Source organism: Streptomyces sp. NPDC102274, from assembly GCF_044766385.1.
Taxonomy (GTDB): domain Bacteria; phylum Actinomycetota; class Actinomycetes; order Streptomycetales; family Streptomycetaceae; genus Streptomyces.
Window position 1 is genome coordinate 131,690 of sequence record NZ_JBIWLW010000023.1, and the last position, 16,392, is coordinate 148,081.

General features: G+C 70.4%; 12 protein-coding genes and 2 pseudogenes. 3 read left to right on the forward strand and 11 right to left on the reverse strand.

Going from position 1 to position 16,392, the window contains the following annotated elements; all coding sequences use genetic code 11:
• Positions 1–34: 34 nt before the first annotated feature.
• From ACIRQP_RS27755 to ACIRQP_RS27780, 6 genes and pseudogenes are all read right to left on the reverse strand, one after another.
• Positions 35–1,264: an amidohydrolase gene (locus ACIRQP_RS27755; protein WP_403894130.1), complete on the reverse strand. Its 1,230-nt coding sequence runs from the start codon at positions 1,262–1,264 to the stop codon at positions 35–37.
• 193 nt (positions 1,265–1,457) lie between these two features.
• Positions 1,458–1,634 (reverse strand): annotated as a pseudogene (locus ACIRQP_RS27760) (VapC toxin family PIN domain ribonuclease); the annotation flags it as partial.
• Between the two features lie 209 nt (positions 1,635–1,843).
• A complete protein-coding gene (locus tag ACIRQP_RS27765) occupies positions 1,844–2,950 on the reverse strand; it encodes a hypothetical protein (protein ID WP_403894079.1) in 1,107 nt (368 codons plus the stop codon).
• Between the two features lie 4 nt (positions 2,951–2,954).
• Complete coding sequence (locus tag ACIRQP_RS27770; protein WP_403894081.1) at positions 2,955–3,890, reverse strand: N-acetylneuraminate synthase family protein; 936 nt, start codon at positions 3,888–3,890, stop codon at positions 2,955–2,957.
• A 9-nt stretch (positions 3,891–3,899) separates the two neighbouring features.
• Complete coding sequence (locus tag ACIRQP_RS27775; RefSeq protein WP_403894084.1) at positions 3,900–5,114, reverse strand: cytidylyltransferase domain-containing protein; 1,215 nt, start codon at positions 5,112–5,114, stop codon at positions 3,900–3,902.
• Between the two features lie 107 nt (positions 5,115–5,221).
• Positions 5,222–6,544 carry a DUF6716 putative glycosyltransferase gene (locus ACIRQP_RS27780; protein WP_403894086.1) on the reverse strand — a complete coding sequence of 441 codons (1,323 nt, stop codon included), beginning with the start codon at positions 6,542–6,544 and terminating at the stop codon, positions 5,222–5,224.
• Between the two features lie 208 nt (positions 6,545–6,752).
• Between ACIRQP_RS27780 and ACIRQP_RS27785 the strand changes: the two genes are divergently transcribed.
• Together ACIRQP_RS27785 and ACIRQP_RS27790 are read left to right on the forward strand one after the other, a co-directional pair.
• Positions 6,753–7,733, forward strand: coding sequence for a glycosyltransferase family 2 protein (locus tag ACIRQP_RS27785; RefSeq protein WP_403894089.1), 981 nt, complete (start codon positions 6,753–6,755; stop codon positions 7,731–7,733).
• Entirely contained in the window at positions 7,733–9,097 is a 1,365-nt protein-coding gene (locus ACIRQP_RS27790; protein WP_403894091.1) for an alpha-2,8-polysialyltransferase family protein, read from the forward strand. The genes ACIRQP_RS27785 and ACIRQP_RS27790 overlap by 1 nt, the downstream gene beginning before the upstream one ends.
• 128 nt (positions 9,098–9,225) lie before the next feature.
• Here ACIRQP_RS27790 and ACIRQP_RS27795 read toward each other — a convergent pair whose 3' ends face one another.
• Complete coding sequence (locus ACIRQP_RS27795) at positions 9,226–11,340, reverse strand: polysaccharide pyruvyl transferase family protein (protein ID WP_403894094.1); 2,115 nt, start codon at positions 11,338–11,340, stop codon at positions 9,226–9,228.
• A complete protein-coding gene (locus tag ACIRQP_RS27800; protein WP_403894097.1) occupies positions 11,337–12,821 on the reverse strand; it encodes a hypothetical protein in 1,485 nt (494 codons plus the stop codon). Before ACIRQP_RS27800 ends, ACIRQP_RS27795 begins: the two co-directional genes overlap by 4 nt.
• 292 nt (positions 12,822–13,113) lie before the next feature.
• Between ACIRQP_RS27800 and ACIRQP_RS27805 the strand changes: the two genes are divergently transcribed.
• Positions 13,114–14,640 carry a metallophosphoesterase gene (locus ACIRQP_RS27805; protein ID WP_403894099.1) on the forward strand — a complete coding sequence of 509 codons (1,527 nt, stop codon included), beginning with the start codon at positions 13,114–13,116 and terminating at the stop codon, positions 14,638–14,640.
• Positions 14,641–14,728: 88 nt separating this feature from the next.
• On the opposite strand, the gene ACIRQP_RS27810 is transcribed toward ACIRQP_RS27805, so the two are convergent.
• The 3 genes and pseudogenes from ACIRQP_RS27810 to ACIRQP_RS27820 form a co-directional block, all read right to left on the reverse strand.
• A complete protein-coding gene (locus tag ACIRQP_RS27810) occupies positions 14,729–15,451 on the reverse strand; it encodes a TetR/AcrR family transcriptional regulator C-terminal domain-containing protein (RefSeq protein WP_403894133.1) in 723 nt (240 codons plus the stop codon).
• A gap of 105 nt (positions 15,452–15,556) precedes the next feature.
• Positions 15,557–16,114, reverse strand: coding sequence for a GNAT family N-acetyltransferase (locus tag ACIRQP_RS27815; RefSeq protein ID WP_403894102.1), 558 nt, complete (start codon positions 16,112–16,114; stop codon positions 15,557–15,559).
• 92 nt (positions 16,115–16,206) lie between these two features.
• A pseudogene (locus tag ACIRQP_RS27820) lies at positions 16,207–16,392 on the reverse strand (hypothetical protein); the annotation flags it as partial.

The window sequence follows — 16,392 nt, forward strand, 5'->3', positions numbered from 1 at the left end:
CGAACGGAGGGCGGGCCGAAGGTGTCATCGCCGGTTACAAACGGTTGCCGTCGATCAACGCGGCGGCCGTGAAAAGCTCCACTCCGACCTGAATCGCCTGCTCGTCGACGTCGAAATCGCCACGATGCAGGTCGTATCGGGCCTGGCTGCCCGGCGTCCGTACGCCGAGCCGCGCCATCGCGCCGGGCACCTGTTCCAGATACCAGGAGAAGTCCTCTCCGCCGAGGCTCTGCTCGGTGTCCTCGACCGCGTACGCACCGCGGCGCGCGATCTGCGCGGCGCGCAGCAGTTCCGCGACGACCGGGTCGTTGACCACCGGCGGCACGCCGCGGATGTACTCGATCTGCGACTTGGCGTGGTGGAGCGTGGCGATCTCGTCGATCGCGGCGTGCACCAGATCCGGTGCGTCGCGCCATGCGGGCAGGTCCAGGCAGCGGACGGTGCCGGACAGCTCGGCGTGCTGCGGGATGACATTGCAGGTGTGGCCGGACGCGATACGTCCCCAGGTGACGGAGAGCCCGGCGCGGGCGTCGACCCGGCGGGCCAGCAGCGCGGGGACCTCGGTGGCCACCTTGGCGACCGCGGTGACCATGTCGGTGGTGAGGTGGGGGCGCGCGGTGTGGCCGCCGGGGCCGTCGAGGCTGATCTCCAGCCGGTCGCAGGCGGAGGTGATCGGGCCGGTACGCAGTCCGATCAGCCCGGCGTCGACCTTGGGGTCGCAGTGCACCGCGATGATGCCACCGACGCCATCGAGCACCCCGGACTCGATGGCGTCGACGGCACCACCCGGCAGCACTTCCTCGGCGGGCTGGAAGATCAGCCGCACGGCATTGGGCAGCTGCCCCTGCCGGTCGAGTTCGGCGAGAACCAGCCCTGCACCGAGCACGGCGGTGGTATGGACGTCATGCCCGCAGGCGTGCGCCCGGTCGGGCACGGTGGAGCGGTACGGGACGCCGGTCTTGGTGTCCGGGATGGGCAGCGCGTCGATGTCGGCGCGCAGGGCCAGCATGGGGCGGGCGGCGTCGGGAGTCCCGATGTCACACATGAGCCCGGTACCGGTGTTGAGCACCCGCGGCGCGAGCCCGGCCTGCTCCAGCCGGTGCTTGAGCGCGGCGGTGGTACGGAATTCCTGGTTGCCCAGCTCGGGATGCATATGCATGTCCCGGCGGAAGGCGATCAGCTCGGCACGCAGCGTTTCGGGCAACGTGCCGGGGAGCGCGGCTTCCGCTTCAGCGGGCAGGTCGTTCTCGGATTCGCAGGACATCAACTGGCTCACCTGTTGAAGACTAGGCCCCTTCAGTGATCAACCAGACCTGGATCAAGAAAATTTCAGCCACTCAGGCCAAGAAATCTGGTTCTGCCGTGCATGAGGTACGGACACAGCGGGTATACCGCGCCATCCTCGCGATCCGCACGCCGTCGCGCGACGGAGGAGAGATCGCTCGGACGGTCAACGGTCAGAGGTCGTCGGGCAGGATCCGGAAGTGGGTGAACCGGCCACCGAGCGGCCGGACGGTCCGGAAGTCCCGGAGGTCCCGCGTCAGGACGGCGTCCGTGTCGTACTCGGCTGCCAGGGCAACGTTCACGGCGTCGACGAGGTCGAGATCGAGCGAGTCGTAGCGAGCCCGTACGGTGGCGACTTGGTGCACCTCGGTGAGCGCGAGAGGGCCCTGCGAGCTTGCCCCTCGGTCCGGACGCCGGCAACGCGGCGAGGTGCCGTGCCAGGCGTCGCGGGCCCGCGGAGATCGACCGGACAGGGCCTGGCGGGCGTGTGCCGGCTCGGGCCGCGTCGTTGGACGCGGGCCCGTGCCGGGGGCGGGGTTAGGGCGGTGCGGTGGGGCCGTCAGGCCGGGGAGGGCATCCTCGGGAGGCGGTGGATGTCGCGGGCCGTGCCCGTCACCCCCGACAGGAAGCCCTGGGCGCGCGGGCTCGCCGTTTCCTTCAGCCATTCCGGGGCGATGTCGCAGACCGCGACGCGTACGCCCGTGCCCGCCAGGGCCAGGGGCAGGGTGTGGACCACCGTGGAGGGGAAGCTCAGGACCGTTCTGCCGATCGGGCCGCGGCGCGCGATCACTTCCAGGGGGAGGTCAGGGCGGACGATCTCCAGGCCCGTGACCGTGTGGAGGCGGTGCAGCTTGTCCACGTCCTCGCGGCGGTGCGCGAAGTAGCGGGTGGCGCCGTGGGTGCGGGCGAGGGCCGTGACCGCCTCGATGTACTGGTCCGCGTCGACCACGCCCGTCTCGACCAGTGACGTACCGACCATGTCCGCGCCCGCGGCTATCCGGGGCGGCCCGAACGTGGCCCGGGTCCACTCGAAGCGGTTGGCGGTGACGGTGATGCCGGCCGGGGCCTCCTCGACGGGCATCGAGGTGAAGACCTCGACCGTGCGGCCGTCCGACGGGGAGAGCCGGCGCCGCGCGGCCGCGGTGACGGGCGCGAGGACCAGTTCCCGCGGCCCGCGGCTGCCGCGCCGGTGCCAGCGCACCAGCCGTTCGCCGCGGGCGATCTGCCCGATGAACTCCAGCGTGGCCGTGCCGTCGTCCACCACCGTCAGCTCCTTGCCGCTGACCAGGGTCAGCAGCAGCTGTACATATCGGGAGAACGGGTCTCCGATGACTATCCGGCCGGCCTTGCGGAGCAGCGGGGTCAGTTCCCGCAGCGTCCGCAGGGGCGCCCCCGCGCCACCGCGCGCCTCTTGCCAGCGCACGGTGAAACCCTCGTCGCGGGCCAGCTCGGCCATCCGGCGGAGCTGGCCGCGCGACATGGGATCGGTGGGCGACAGCACGACGACGGTGAGGGCGTCACCGGTCGCGCTGGCTCGCGCCCACTCCAGCACATTGAGCAGCTGGACCGGGCTCTCCACGAAGGCGATCGCGTCGGCGTCACCGCCGGCGTTACCGCCCGCGGTCGCACGAGGGTGCGGGGAGCGGCCCCCGCCGGCACCGGTCATGGCGTCAGACCGCCACCGGCTCGGCGGACTCCGCGGCCTCGGCGACGACGCCCGCGACGCGGCGGAGCTTCTTCATCGGGCCGAGCTCCGACTCGTAGACCTTCTTGACGCCGTCACCGAGGGACGCCTCGATGGTGCGGATGTCACGGACGAGGCGCTGGAGACCCTGCGGCTCGACGGAGGCGGCCTGGTCCGAGCCCCACATGGCGCGGTCGAGGGTGATGTGACGCTCGACGAAGGTGGCGCCGAGGGCGACGGCGGCGAGGGTGGTCTGGAGACCGGTCTCGTGGCCGCTGTAGCCGATCGGGACGTTCGGGAACTCGGCCTGGAGCGTGTTGATGACGCGCAGGTTCAGCTCCTCGGCCTTGGCCGGGTACGTGGACGTGGCGTGGCAGAGCAGGATGTTGTCGCTGCCCAGGACCTCGACCGCGTGGCGGATCTGCTTCGGCGTCGACATGCCGGTGGAGAGGATGACCGTACGGCCGGTGGCGCGCAGGGAACGCAGCAGCTCGTCGTCGGTGAGGGAGGCGGAGGCCACCTTGTGGGCGGGCACGTCGAACTTCTCCAGGAAGGCGACGGCCTCGGTGTCCCACGGGGAGGCGAACCAGTCGATGCCGCGCTTCTTGCAGTGCTCGTCGATGGAGCGGTACTCGTCCTCGCCGAACTCGACGCGGTGACGGTAGTCGATGTACGTCATCCGGCCCCAGGGGGTGTCCCGCTCGATGTCCCACTGGTCGCGCGGGGTGCAGATCTCCGGGGTGCGCTTCTGGAACTTGACCGCGTCGCAGCCCGCGTCGGCGGCGACGTCGATCAGGGCCAGGGCGTTGTCCAGCTCGCCGTTGTGGTTGATGCCGATCTCACCCGTGACGTAGACCGGGCGGCCGGGTCCGGCGGTCCGCGTGCCGAGGGTGCGCAGGCGCGAGGTGGAGTTGGTGCTCATGGAGCGTCCTTACTTGTTGAGGGTGGGGGTGTGGGGGGTCTGGAGACCCGGCCCGAGGATCCAGGCGGCGATCTCGCGGATCGCTCCCTCGCCTCCTGGGGTCGTGGTGACGGCACGCGCGGCTGCGCGTACGGCGTCATGGGCGCTCGCGACGGCCACCGGCCAGCCGACAAGTCCGAAACACGGGAGATCGTTGACGTCGTTGCCGACGTAGAGCACCCGCTCGGGCGCGATCCCGTTCTCGTCGCACCACTGCTTGAGCGCGAGGTCCTTACGGTCGATGCCGTGCAACACCGGCACCTGGAGCTTGCGGGCGCGGGCCGCGACGACCGGGTTCTGCTCGGTGGAGAGGATGAGCAGCTTCAGTTCGCTGCGGCGCAGCGCGGCGATGCCGAGCCCGTCGCCGCGGTGCACGGCGACCATCTCGCGGCCGTCCGAGTCGACGAAGACCTTGTCGTCGGTCTGCGTGCCGTCGAAGTCGAGTACGACCGCGTCGATGTCGTCGTACGTCGGCAGGACGGCCGGGTCGAGGAGCGGGGCGAGCGCGCGGGCGCGGGCCAGGTCGTGCGGGTCGTCGATCTCCAGGACCCGTGCGGGGTCGGTGGAGACGAGCGCGGTGTGGCCGAAGAAGCGGTGCCTGGCCTCGCGGAAGCCTTCGGCGCGCATCGCGTAGGCGGCGCCGGTCTCCAGGTACTCCTGGGGGCGGTCCTGGCGGCGCGGCCGGTTCGACTTGTCGTGGTTGACGCCGTAGCCGCCGGTGGCCCCGGCGTCGGCGCTGCCCGCGCTGTCCTGGCGCCAGATGAAGCCGTGGGTCGGCGCGACGGTCAGCGCGCTGTCCGCGCCGTCCTCGGTGACCGCTCCCGCGACGCCGTCCAGGTCGTCGGCGGTGATGAACGGGCTGGTGCACTGCACGAGCAGGACGACCTCGGCGGTCTTGCCGCGCATCGCGCCGTAGGCGTCCATCGCGTGCAGGACCGCGGCTTCGCTGGTCGCGGTGTCCCCCGCGATCGCGGCAGGGCGCAGGACGACCTCGGCGCCGGCGGAGCGCGCCGCGTCGGCGATGGCCGCGTCGTCGGTCGAGACGACGACATCGGTCACGCGCCGGGCCGCCAGACAGGCGCGGACGGCGCGCACGACGAGCGGTACGCCGCCGACGGGGGCGAGGTTCTTGGCGGGTACGCCCTTGGATCCGCCGCGGGCGGGGATCACCGCGAGGACGGTCATCTGTACTCCTTGGTCCGCGGGCTGGTCCTCCGCGGCTCGTTCATCCGCGGCTCGTTCATCCGCGGTGTGTGTGGTGGCCGGGTCCTGTGCCGGCGACGCCGGCCCGGTCACAGCTCGCCCATGCGGCGGATGACGGGCGCGACGCGCTGCACGCCGTGGCGGTAGGCGCCGCGCGCGGCGCCCCGTACGGCCTCGCGCACGACGCGCCTGACCCCGCGGACATCGCTCTCGGAGGCCCGGTTCGGCAGTGGAGTCCCGTCCACCGCCAGGTGGTAGCGGGCCAGTAGCGGCGGCAGATATCCCGGCGCGGTGGTGGCCGTGTAGTACGGGCTGATCTCGGGCAGTTCGGGCCCGTCGAGCAGCTCCGCCACCCGCTGCCGGGCCCCGTCGAAGGCCGACGCGTACGTTCCGTCGGCGGCGACGCCCTGCCGGTCCGCCCAGACCGCGTCGGGGCGCGGGCGCCCGCCGCCGTCCAGCTGGTCCCAGGACGCCAGACAGCCCGAGCCGATGAAGTGGTGGTTGCCGAGCGGCTCGCGGATTCCGAAGTCGGTGAGGATCGCGGTCGGGATGCGCCGGTGCAGGGACTCCAGCGCGGCCGTCGAGGAGACGGTGACCAGCAGGTCCGTACGGTCGAGGACCTCGCCCATGTTCCCGTACACCATGTGGAAGTTGGGCGGCAGACCGCCGGGCACCTTCTCGGCGAGCCGCTGGTACGGGAACTCCTCCACGTGCGTGGTGTGCTCGCCGGGCTTGCTGCGCAGCTTCAGCAGCACCTCGCGGCGCGGATGGAGCCTGGCGTGCTCGACGAGGCGCCGCAGCAGATACGTACGGTCGGCGCGGCTCGCCGGTACGGAGGGCTGGGCGGCGAAGACGACGGTGTCGCGGCCTTCCTCGGGGACGTACCGCTCACCGCCGAGGAAGGGCAGCGCGGCCTCGGTGACCGAGGAGGCGTCGGCGCCCACCCCCTCGTAGACGGCGCGGAACCGCTGCGCGTCGTATCGGGAGTTGGCGAGGACGACGTCCGCGCCGTGCCGCAGCAGCAGCCCGTCCGAGAGCTTCTCGTAGACGACTCCGACATAGCCGGTGAGGATCACGGGCCGGTCGGCCAGCTTCAGCGCCGATATCCCGTGCAGCATCGCCTGTACGGCGCCGCCGACGAGGGCGAGGACGACGACGTCGTACGCCCCCTCGCGCAGCGTCCGCAGGAAGTCGGTGCCGGTCACCTCCCGCAGGGCGTCCGCCTCCGCGCCGACCTCGGCGAGCTGTCTCGCGGTGGGCGTGGCGCGTCCGCGCAGGAGAAAGCCGCTGAGCTCTGTGGAGCGGTCTTCCGGCGTGATGCGGCGCGCGGTGAGCGCGCCCCACTTCCACCGGGTGTCGGAGTCGGCGAGCACGGCGACCCGGACCGCTTGACCGCTGGTACGTGATGGCACGACGAGGACGTTAGAAAGCCATTCCGTTTGTAGCCCCAACTCAATGGCAATAAAGGGTTAACAGCACGTCTACGAATGGCGACGCGGGCCCGGAACGGACGAAAAACGGCCAGGAGACGGACCGCTTCACCGTTCCGACATTCTTCGTTCACCTTCCGTGCGCCCGGATGTCAGGCCGCATGACGCGGCCCCGCCTACCGTCACGCGGGTGGCCAAGCTCTCTGTTGTCGTGCCGTTCTACAACGTGCAGACATACGCCCTCGAAACCCTTAGAAGCCTGCGCGCGAACAGCCGCGAGGACTTCCAGTTCCTTCTTGTCGACGACTGTTCGACCGACGGGACCCCGGAGATCCTCGAACAGGCGGCGCGCGACCTTCCGGGGGCGGTTCTCCTCAGACACGAACAGAACGGGGGGCTGGCCACCGCGCGCAATACGGGTCTGGACGCCGCGGACGGGGAATATGTCACCTTCCTCGACGGCGACGACTGGGTGGCGCCGGGCTACTACGAGCGGTTGCTCGCGTCCATAGAGGGGCTGGGCTGCGACTTCGTCCGCACCGATCACGTCCAGTTCACGGCCAGGGCGCGGACGATCCACCGCGTCCCGATCGGCCGGCGCGACGAGGTGCTGTCGCCCCGGGACGCGATCCTGCCCGCCGACCGTTCCACCTCGGTCGACTATCCGTACGCCTGGGCGGGCATCTACCACCGCCGGCTCGTCGACCGCGGTCTGGTGCACTTCAGGGACGGGCTGCGGACCGCCGAGGACCGGCCCTGGATCTGGCGGCTGCACCGCGAGGCGGAGTCCTTCGCCGTGATCGGACTGCTCGGGATCTTCTACCGGCGCGGGGTCGCGTCGTCGCTCACCCAGATCGGCGACGTACGGCAGCTCGATTTCATCCGCGCCTTCGACCAGGTCATCGAGGAGACCGCGAAAGACCCGGAGGCGGAGCGTTTTCTGCTGAAGGCCGTACGCACCTACTGTGCGATCATTTCCCACCATCTGGCATCGAAAGAGCGATTCGAACCGGCCGTGGCGCGGCAATTGCGCTCCATGAGTGCCGCCGCTCTGAAACGACTGCCTCAGGACGTCTTGAAGGAAGCGCTGGATTCGATGGACCTGGACCGCTCGGCCCGGCTGCGCCGTCTGCGAAGGCGGCCCGTGTCCGCCGGGAAGGCGGCAGCGTGATGGCGTCGCCCCTGTTTCCCAGCGTGTCCGCGGCGGGGCGTACGACGCAGGTCTTCTGCGCCTCCACGCTCTACGGAGCGGCCACCCTGGCCGCCGCGATCGACGCCGGGCTCTTCCCCGCTGTCGGCCGCCGTCTGCTGGTCGTCTGCAACAACGCGGGCTCGCCCGAGCTGACGCCCTCGATCGACGAGATGCCGGGCTTCGAGGAGCTGCGCGACCGGTTCGACGACCTCGTGTCGTGGAACGAGACCATCGCGCCGTTCCACCCGGGCAGTTGGTCCCCGCGCCCCGACGACATCCCCCTCTGGGAACGCCATCTGCGGCTGGCCTGGCGGCTCGGTGACGACGATGTGCGGCTGGTCGTCGAGTCGATCCAGGTCAACCCGGCGCTCGCGATCGCGCAGATCTTCACCGGCGCGCCCATCGATGTGTACGCGGACGGGCTGATGAGCTACGGGCCCACCCGTTCGAAGATAGAGCCGCTGGTCGGCGAGCGGGTGCGCAGACTGCTGCATCTCGATCTCGTACCGGGGCTCAAGCCGCTGCTCCTCACCGAGTTCGGTGTCGGCCCGGAGCTGGTGCCGACGGACGCCTTCCTGCGCGTACTGGACGAACTCACCGACGCCGAGCGGAACTTCGACGCACCGTCGGAGCCCCCGGCGCTGCTCCTCGGCCAGTACCTCTCCGCTCTCGGGATCCTCAGCGAGCGCGAGGAGGAGGAACTGCACATCGGGATGGTGCGGGGCGCGGTCGCCAAGGGCCACACCCAGGTGATCTTCAAGCCGCATCCCACGGCCCCGGCCGCCTGGTCGCGGCGGCTGGAGCAGGAGGCGAAGAAGCTCGGCGCCGAACTGACCATCCTGGACAGTCCGGTGCTCGCCGAGGTGCTCTACCGGCGGCTGAAGCCCGCGCTGGTGGTCGGCTGCTTCTCGACGGCGCTGTTCACGGCGTCCGCGTTCTACGGCATTCCGGTGGCGCACACCGGCACGGAACTGCTGCTGGAGCGGCTCGCCCCGTACCAGAACAGCAACCGCGTGCCGGTGACGATCGTGGACGCGCTGCTGCCGTCGCTGGACGACGGTGACGCCGACGCCCACCGGCCGGACCCGCTGATCGCGGAGCTGGTCGCGACCGTCGGCTACGCGATGCAGCACCAGATCTACCCGGGGCTGCGGCCCACCGCGGAGCAGTACCTCTCGCAGCATCTCAACACGCACACCTGGCGCTACTTCAAGCGGCGCCGGCTCACGGCGCTGGCGCTGCCAGGCGCGGTCCCGGCGCAGCTCTCCCGTATCCCGCGCAACGCGACGGCCCGGCGGATGGTGCGGCGGGCGCGGAAGCTGCGGCGGGCGGTGCTGCGGTAGGACCGCGGACCGCTGCAGAACCGCGGGCTCGGTGGGACCGCGGGCAGCGGTGGGACCGCGGGGCGCGGTCGCCGGACGGGCCGATATATGCCGCCCGTCCGGCGAGGATCACGCCGCGAGACCTTCCCTCAGCCGACCGGACTGCCGGCAGGGGTCCCGGTGGTGGTCCCGGTAGTGGTCCCCAGGATCGCCCGCAGTTCCGCCGCGTTCTCCTGCGTGACCTTCCACAGCTCCCGCTGCCTGCCGTGTACGTCGGTGACGGACGCGGCGTGATCGTCCAGCAGCCCGAGCGCCCGCTCCGCCAGCACCGCCCCGAGGTTCTTGTCATGCACCGAGACGCCCCACTCCGGGCGCTCGATGTCGGACAGGAAGTACGCCATCTTGGGGTGCGAGATCAGGCTGATGATCGGCGTCCCGCAGCCGAACGGGATCATCCCCGCGTGCCCGCGCATCCCGATCACCAGCTTCGTACGGGCGTACACGCCCCGGATCTCGTCGTTCCCGGAGTCGTACATCGGGATGACCGGCAGCGAGATACCGTGCTCGCGCCGCAGATCGAAGGCGATCCGCTCGTCGTCCAGCGAGTGCGCCACACACTTCACCTCGGCGTGGCCGCCCAACACCCGTATCGCCTTGGCCAGTTCGGCGAGGAAATGCCCGTAGTCATGGCCGAAGCGCAGTCCGGCCCGGTCGTACGCGGCATTGATCAGGATGGTGTTCTCCCGGTGCGCGGGATCGGTCCAGCCCTCGACCAGCTGCCGGGTGACGGTGGTCGGGCAGGGCTGGAAGCGCACCTTCTCGTGCAGTTCGGCGGGGAGCAGCGCGCGGACCTTCTCGATCGAGCCGTGGTTGCGGAGCCCGAAGAAGGCGGACCGTTCGACGAGCCGGCGCAGGGCGGCGTTGAAGCGCTCGCGCCGGTAGGACTGTCCGTCGAAGGCGTTGAAGCCGACCGCGTACACCATCACGGGCACGTCGATCCGGTCGAGCAGCGCGTCGGGGACGTTCCACTGCCAGGCGCTGTTCCCGTTGGGCGCGGTGTCCGGGATGAACAGTCCGCCGCCCCCGATCACCAGCCCGCGCCGGGCGTTGACCCGCTCCAGCGCGGCTTCGTCGAAGAGCCGGTGCGCGTGGATCGAGTGCCAGCGGCGGGGCCCGGTGTCGGGGCCGAAGGTGAGCCGTACGGACTCGGGCAGCAGCTTGTCCCCGGCGTTGCCCTGATGCGGCATGTAGTACGCGACATGGGCGAGCTGGTCCTCCGCCGCGCCCTCGCGCGGGTTCGGCAGCCCTGCGGGCGCGCCCGTCGTACGGCTCTGCATCTGCCGCGCGCCCCGGTGGGTGGGGTCGGCGGAGAGCCCGTTCATGGCGTGGCGCTGCGCCGTGGTGTCGTCGCCGTGGATCCAGGCGATCTGGGCCAGCCGGGCGAAGGCGGTGGCCGCGCGCTTGGGGGCGGCGGTGGCCAGCAGCAGCTGGGCCTCGGCCTCCTCGTAGCGGGACAGGCTCATCAGAGCATGCCCGAACACCTCGTGCGGCCACGCCTCGTTCACCGGGATACGGACCGATCCCAGCAGGTCGGCGGCCTCCTGGAACTCGCCCGCGCCGATATGGGCGAGCGCGACGCGGCGGGCGGTCTCGACGTCTCCGGTGCGGGCGACGTGCGGGGTCCCGTAGTGCACGATCAGATCGTGGTGGGTGGAGCCGTTCAGCGCGAGGTACGCGGCGTGCAGCTCGGCGTCGGAGAGTTCGTACGCGCTCCGGTCGTCCTCGGAGTCGCTGATCGGCGCCTCGCCGCCGGGCGTCACGGTGTCCGCGTCCGGGGCTACATCGGTGTCCGTGTCCGGGGCTGTGTGGTCCCGCTGGATGACGAGGGTGTCGCCAGGAGTGAAGGCGACCGCTCCCTCGCGCAGCCGCAGGAGTGCGCCGAGATCGCCCCGTACGACCGTGCGCGGGTCGAGGACGATCACGGTGTCGTAGTCGCGGATACGGAACACGTCCCGGCGCGAGCCGGTCTCGGCCGGACGCAGCTCGGCGCGCGGGTGGACCGCGTGGATACGGGCGACGGAGGCGGGCGGCAGACCGGGACCGCTGTGCAGGACGACGCAGTCCTCGCACACGTCCGGGTTGGACAGGGCGAGGCTGCGCAGCAGGGTCAGGAGGCCGGGCACGTCGTCGTCCCCGACCAGCGCGGCGAAGGCGATACGGCGCTTGCCGGTAAGAGAGTTCGCGGTCACGGTGCTCGGGATCATCTCAGGGAAATCCTCATGTCGTTGACGCTCTGGGCGCGTTCCATGACCCATGCCTTCTCGCTGGTCCGCTCCCGCTCCGAGGTGACGGGTACGCGCATCGCTCCGGGCAGACGGTGGACGCCGCTCTCGTAGAAGTCGAAGCCGAACAGATCGAGCGTCGGGCTGACATCCAGGAAGTCGAGGAGCCACAGCGTGTTGAACCCGCTGGTCGGGACGGACGGCCAGGCGTCCCAGTCGACCCCGCCGAGATGGCGCAGCGGCCAGCGCACCGACTCGTCGGTCACATACCGCTGGGCGCCGGGCACCAGCCGCTCGCGCAGCGAGTAGCCCCACTTCTCCGCTGACCCGCCGAACACCATGCGCGTCGTCACCGGCCGGTCCCAGTTGAAGCCGTGCTCGTGGTCGGTGGCGTGGAGATCGGTGCGCGTACCGGTGGCCGGCGCGTCGATACGGTACGAGCTGAACCGTACGACCAGGTCGTACGCGTCGATCTCCGGCCCCAGCGAACCGCGTCCGAGGCTCTCGGAGTTGGCCACCAGACAGATGGTCTTGCCCGCGATCAGATTGCGCAGCTCACCGACGCCGATCCAGTCGACCCCGCCGAGGGTGGGATCGGTGAGGGGCGGCCTCATCCGGTTCCTGCGCTGTTCCGCGTAGTGACCGATGAGTTCGCGCAGCCGCGAGGCGTCACCGTCGTCGGCGGCGATGCGCAGGTCGAGATAGTGGCCGACCGCGTTCTGGAGCTCCCCGACCGGGTGGCGGTCGCGGCCCATGGCCAGCAGCGCGCCGACGAGTCGCGGCTCGGCCTGTTCCCGGTCGCCCTTTTCGTGCAGCCGTACGCCCTCTTCCCACACGTCCCGCACCTCGGAGGCAGTGGTGGGCGCGGTCGCGAACTCCTCGGCGCGAGGGCACTCGCGGGCGAGCAGCCGGAGCATGTCCTCCTGCTGCCGGGCGGCTGTCCGCAGCCCGGCGAGGCGAGGGGCGACGCCGTACGAGTCGTCGTCGGTGAGCGCGAGATAGCGCTCGTACGCCTCGACGGCCGCGATCTCGTCGCCGGCGGCCTCCAGGATCCTGGCCCGCAGCCGCCAGCCGGCCCGGGAGCTTCCGCGCTCGGCCAGTGCGGTGGCGCTGATGAGCAGGGCGAGCGCCGGCTCGTCACCGCCGTCACCGCACTCCAGGGCCGCGGTTCCGGCGGCGAGCAGCGCGTCGAACAGTTTGTTCGACGAGGGCTCGGCCGAGGCGTGGACGGCCTGGAGGTCGCGCAGCTTCGCGGCGAGAGCGGCGTGCTTGCGGTCGTTCTCGGGACCGGTGGCCGCGAGTCCGTCGCTGTGCAGCGCGCAGACGCGCAGACACTCCTCCAGCTCCTTGGAAGGCGGACCGTCCGGTGGCGCGGTGGCGGTGCTGCCGGCGTTACCGCTCCCTCCGTTCTCGGCGTTCCTACCGCCGAGCCATTTCGGCCACATTCTTCGGGCCTTCGTCATGCTGCTCCTGGCGTCTACTGCCCCACGGACAGATGGTGAGTGGGTGACAGGGTAGGAAATCTCTCCGCCCGGGAGGTGAACTCACACCATCGGTAAGGGGAACGAAACGCTTCGGACACCGGGGACCGCTGGAGCGGGTCACCGCGGACGCCGCTACGGAGAGTGACCAGAGGGGCGGAGCCCCCGACGGGGCCCGGGGATCGATTCGACACCGGGCGGCATCCGGGCAATATAGGTGGCTGTTCCATCAATGTTGGGGGCGCGTTAGCGCGCCACGCGTACATCTGAGTCCATGCCTGCATGTGATTTCACCCGAAGAGACTTTGCGCGCTGGTCCGCCGCGGCGGCAGCAGCCCCCGTACTCACCAACCTGGCCTTCGCCGAAACAGCGGCGGCAGCGCCGAACCCCGGCAAGGCCGATATCTCGCCGGCCAACCTCGAACTGGTCACCTTGACCGAGGACCGGGCCATCATCACCTGGTACACCGGCTACACCGGCACCGACGACGGCCTGGGTCGAATGAAACCCGCTCCGGCCGACGCCGAGGTGCACTGGGGTACGCGCCCCGACCGTCTGAACCGAGTCGCCGGCGGGCTGTCCCGAAACACTCCCTACCACTACGTCGAGCTGACCCACCTGGAGCCGGGCCAGACCTACTACTACCAGGCCCGCTCCCTCGGGAAGCCCGTCCCGCCCACCCCGTTCACCCTCATCAGCGGCAACGCCGTCGGCACCTCCACCTTCGGCCTGGACACGACCGGCCCGTACAGCTTCACCACCCCCCAGCCCCCGCCCGGCCGGTTCCTCTTCTCCATCGTGCTCTGCAACGACATGCACATGGGCGAGACGCAGGCCGGACTGAGCGGCTCGCATCCCGAGTACATCGGAATCGAGCAGGAAGCCGGACTTCCCCCGTATCCGGAGGTCATGCTGGAGTCCCTGGTACAGGACACCACCGCTCTCAAGGCGGACTATCTGCTCGCCGCCGGAGACATCTCGTCCGAGGCCGTCCCGGTCGACCTGAGCAAGGCGCACCAACTGCTCGGAAAATTCGGGGACTACCGCGACGACTACTTCATCGCGCGCGGGAACCACGACCGGGCGCACATCGGCGATCCGTACGCCCACTGCCGGGTCGGGCAGTGGCAGGGCAACGACTGCTTCCACGACCAGTTCTTCCCCGACAAGGACCAGCGCACCTACTTCTCCCGTGACCTGCGGGGCCTGCGGGTCATCGGAATCGACACCTACGACAAGCCCGGCAACGGCGGCGACGCGGGCGCTCTGTCTCCCGACCAACTGGCCTGGTTCCGCAACCAGCTCGCCAAGGACCAGGACCAGCCGACCATAGTTTTCGGCCACCACCCGCTGGTGGTACAGGACTCGGCTTTTCCCATCAGCGCGAGCAGCTCCCTGGACGCGGCGCAGGCCACAACCATCCTGCAGGACTACTCCCGCATGCCCGGTCTCTTCCTGCACCACGCCGGTCACACCCACCGCAACAAGCGCACGGTCAGCCCGCTGGCTCCGCGCGTGACGCAGCAGGAAGTCGCGGCGGCCAAGGAGTACCCGGGCGGGTTCACCCTCCTGCGCCTGTACACCGGCGGTTACGCCATGAACTTCTACAAGAGCCGAAGCGACCTCGCCCGTCGGTGGAGCGAACGCAGCCGACAGGAAATTCTCGGCGCCTGGCCCCAGTTCGCACTGGGCGCGAGCGTCTCCGACCGCAACTCGATGGTGAAGCGGGACCTCTCGGGCCTGAGTCACGCTCACACACCCCACCACCACAGCGGACACAAGCCCCACCAGCACGCCTGACCAGGTCCTGTCCGGCCGATCTTCGTGGATCAGCCCGCGGCTGCCGTACCAGGCATCGCGGACCCACGAAGGATCGGCCGGACAGCCCTTAGCCGTCGGACGGCAGCATCGTCAGGGCGATCCCCGCGACGACCGCCGCGAGGCCGCTCTCGAAGCCGGCCTCGTGGTTGCCGAAGATCTCCTCGCCCGCGGCGGCGGCCAGCGGATACGCCGCCAGCCGTTCGGCGCGGGCGGCGAGATCGATCCCCTCCGCGCCCGCGGCCGTGCCCGCCCCCGTGCCGGTGCCCGCCCCCGTGCCGGTGTCCGCGCCCGGGGCGGTGTCCGCGCCCGGGGCGGGGCCCATCGACTGTTCCTCGATGACGTACCCGATGGTGTAGCCGTACGCGGTGAACCAGGCGCGCGCCGCCGTCCGCGGGGTGAATCCGGACTCGGTGAGTCCGCGCAGATGGGCGTCCACGGTGGCCGCGTAGCCGGTGTCCGTGAAGTGCGTACCGCTGTAGACCTTGGCGCCGTCGCGGTACCGCAGCAGATGGCCGCGCAGCCCGCGCATCGCCGCGGTGAGTCCGTCCCGCCAGTCGGGGGCGGCGACGGCGGGCAGGTCGGCCGCCATCCGCCGGAACATCTCGGTCGCCATCTCGTCGAGCAGCGCCTGTTTGTCCTTGAAGTGCCAGTAGAGCGCGGGCGCCTTGACGCCGAGTTCCGCGGCGATGGCGCGCAGAGTCAGCCCTTCGAGGCCCACCTCGTTCAGCAGCCGCAGCGCGGTGCGGGCGACCAGCGTGCGGTCCAGTCGTGTCGTAGCCACCTTGACAATCTAACAGCGTTAAGCACACCCCTCGGATTCAGGGAACTTAACAACGTCAAGCCGGCGACGGCGCGAGGGGCCTGGAGGAATGGCTGCGGGGAGTCGCCGGCAGGCTCACAGCTCGCTCGTCGGGTGCAGCCGCGCGAACTCGGCGGCGAGCATGCCCATCATGACGAGATCGTCGTGCCGGCCGGCGACGAAGATCTGATCGCGAAGGCGGCCCTCCTCGATGAAACCCAGTCGACGGTGAAAGGCCAGCGATGACTCGTTGTGCGCGAAGACCCGCGCCACGCACTTGTGGAAGCGCCGCTCGGCGAACATGAAGCGCAGCAGCAGTACCGCGGCTTCCGCCGCGTAGCCTTTGCGCCGATGATCGGCGCCCACCGTGACGCCGTACTGGAACCAGCCCGCCCGCGCGTCGGCTTCGTACGAGCCGACAGCACCGACTGTTTCCCCCGTTTCGGCGTCCTCGATGGCCAGTTGGAAACAGTCGCCGTCCGACCTGGCCGCGGCCTGCTCCGTGGCCCAGGACCGATAGTGCTCGGCGGATCGAGGCGGCCGCAGCAGATTCCCCAACCGCTCCTCTTCCGGGGCGAAGCGCATGAACGCGGTCCAGTCGTCGGGCTCAATACCGCGCAGGCGTACCCGCTCACCGATCCAGAACGATGTCATCCTCTATTCGAACACGCCACAGCGTGCGGGGACCAGACTTTCGCCGACCCCTGAAACCGCCTGTGACCTGGCACTTCAGGGGTCCGCCAACCTCACAGTTTGCCGGTGACGACTCCGCGCCAGGTCCAGCCCGCGGCCAGGACGGTGTCCTGGAGGGGGTTCTTCAGGTCGGAGCTGTCGAAACTGAACGTCTCGGTCGCGTCGAGGCCGCCGTCTTCGCTCCCGCCGAGTGTCCAGCGCTTCGAGACCGTCTGCACCTGGCCGCGTTGGGCGTCGGC

Bases quoted from the DNA above. Each gene is read 5' to 3' on its own strand.
- ACIRQP_RS27755 (WP_403894130.1), bottom strand. From the start codon at position 1,264: ATGTCCTGCGAATCCGAGAACGACCTGCCCGCTGAAGCGGAAGCCGCG.
- ACIRQP_RS27765 (WP_403894079.1), bottom strand. From the start codon at position 2,950: ATGACCGGTGCCGGCGGGGGCCGCTCCCCGCACCCTCGTGCGACCGCG.
- ACIRQP_RS27770 (WP_403894081.1), bottom strand. From the start codon at position 3,890: ATGAGCACCAACTCCACCTCGCGCCTGCGCACCCTCGGCACGCGGACC.
- ACIRQP_RS27775 (WP_403894084.1), bottom strand. From the start codon at position 5,114: ATGACCGTCCTCGCGGTGATCCCCGCCCGCGGCGGATCCAAGGGCGTA.
- ACIRQP_RS27790 (WP_403894091.1), top strand. From the start codon at position 7,733: ATGGCGTCGCCCCTGTTTCCCAGCGTGTCCGCGGCGGGGCGTACGACG.
- ACIRQP_RS27795 (WP_403894094.1), bottom strand. From the start codon at position 11,340: ATGATCCCGAGCACCGTGACCGCGAACTCTCTTACCGGCAAGCGCCGT.
- ACIRQP_RS27800 (WP_403894097.1), bottom strand. From the start codon at position 12,821: ATGACGAAGGCCCGAAGAATGTGGCCGAAATGGCTCGGCGGTAGGAAC.
- ACIRQP_RS27805 (WP_403894099.1), top strand. From the start codon at position 13,114: ATGCCTGCATGTGATTTCACCCGAAGAGACTTTGCGCGCTGGTCCGCC.
- ACIRQP_RS27815 (WP_403894102.1), bottom strand. From the start codon at position 16,114: ATGACATCGTTCTGGATCGGTGAGCGGGTACGCCTGCGCGGTATTGAG.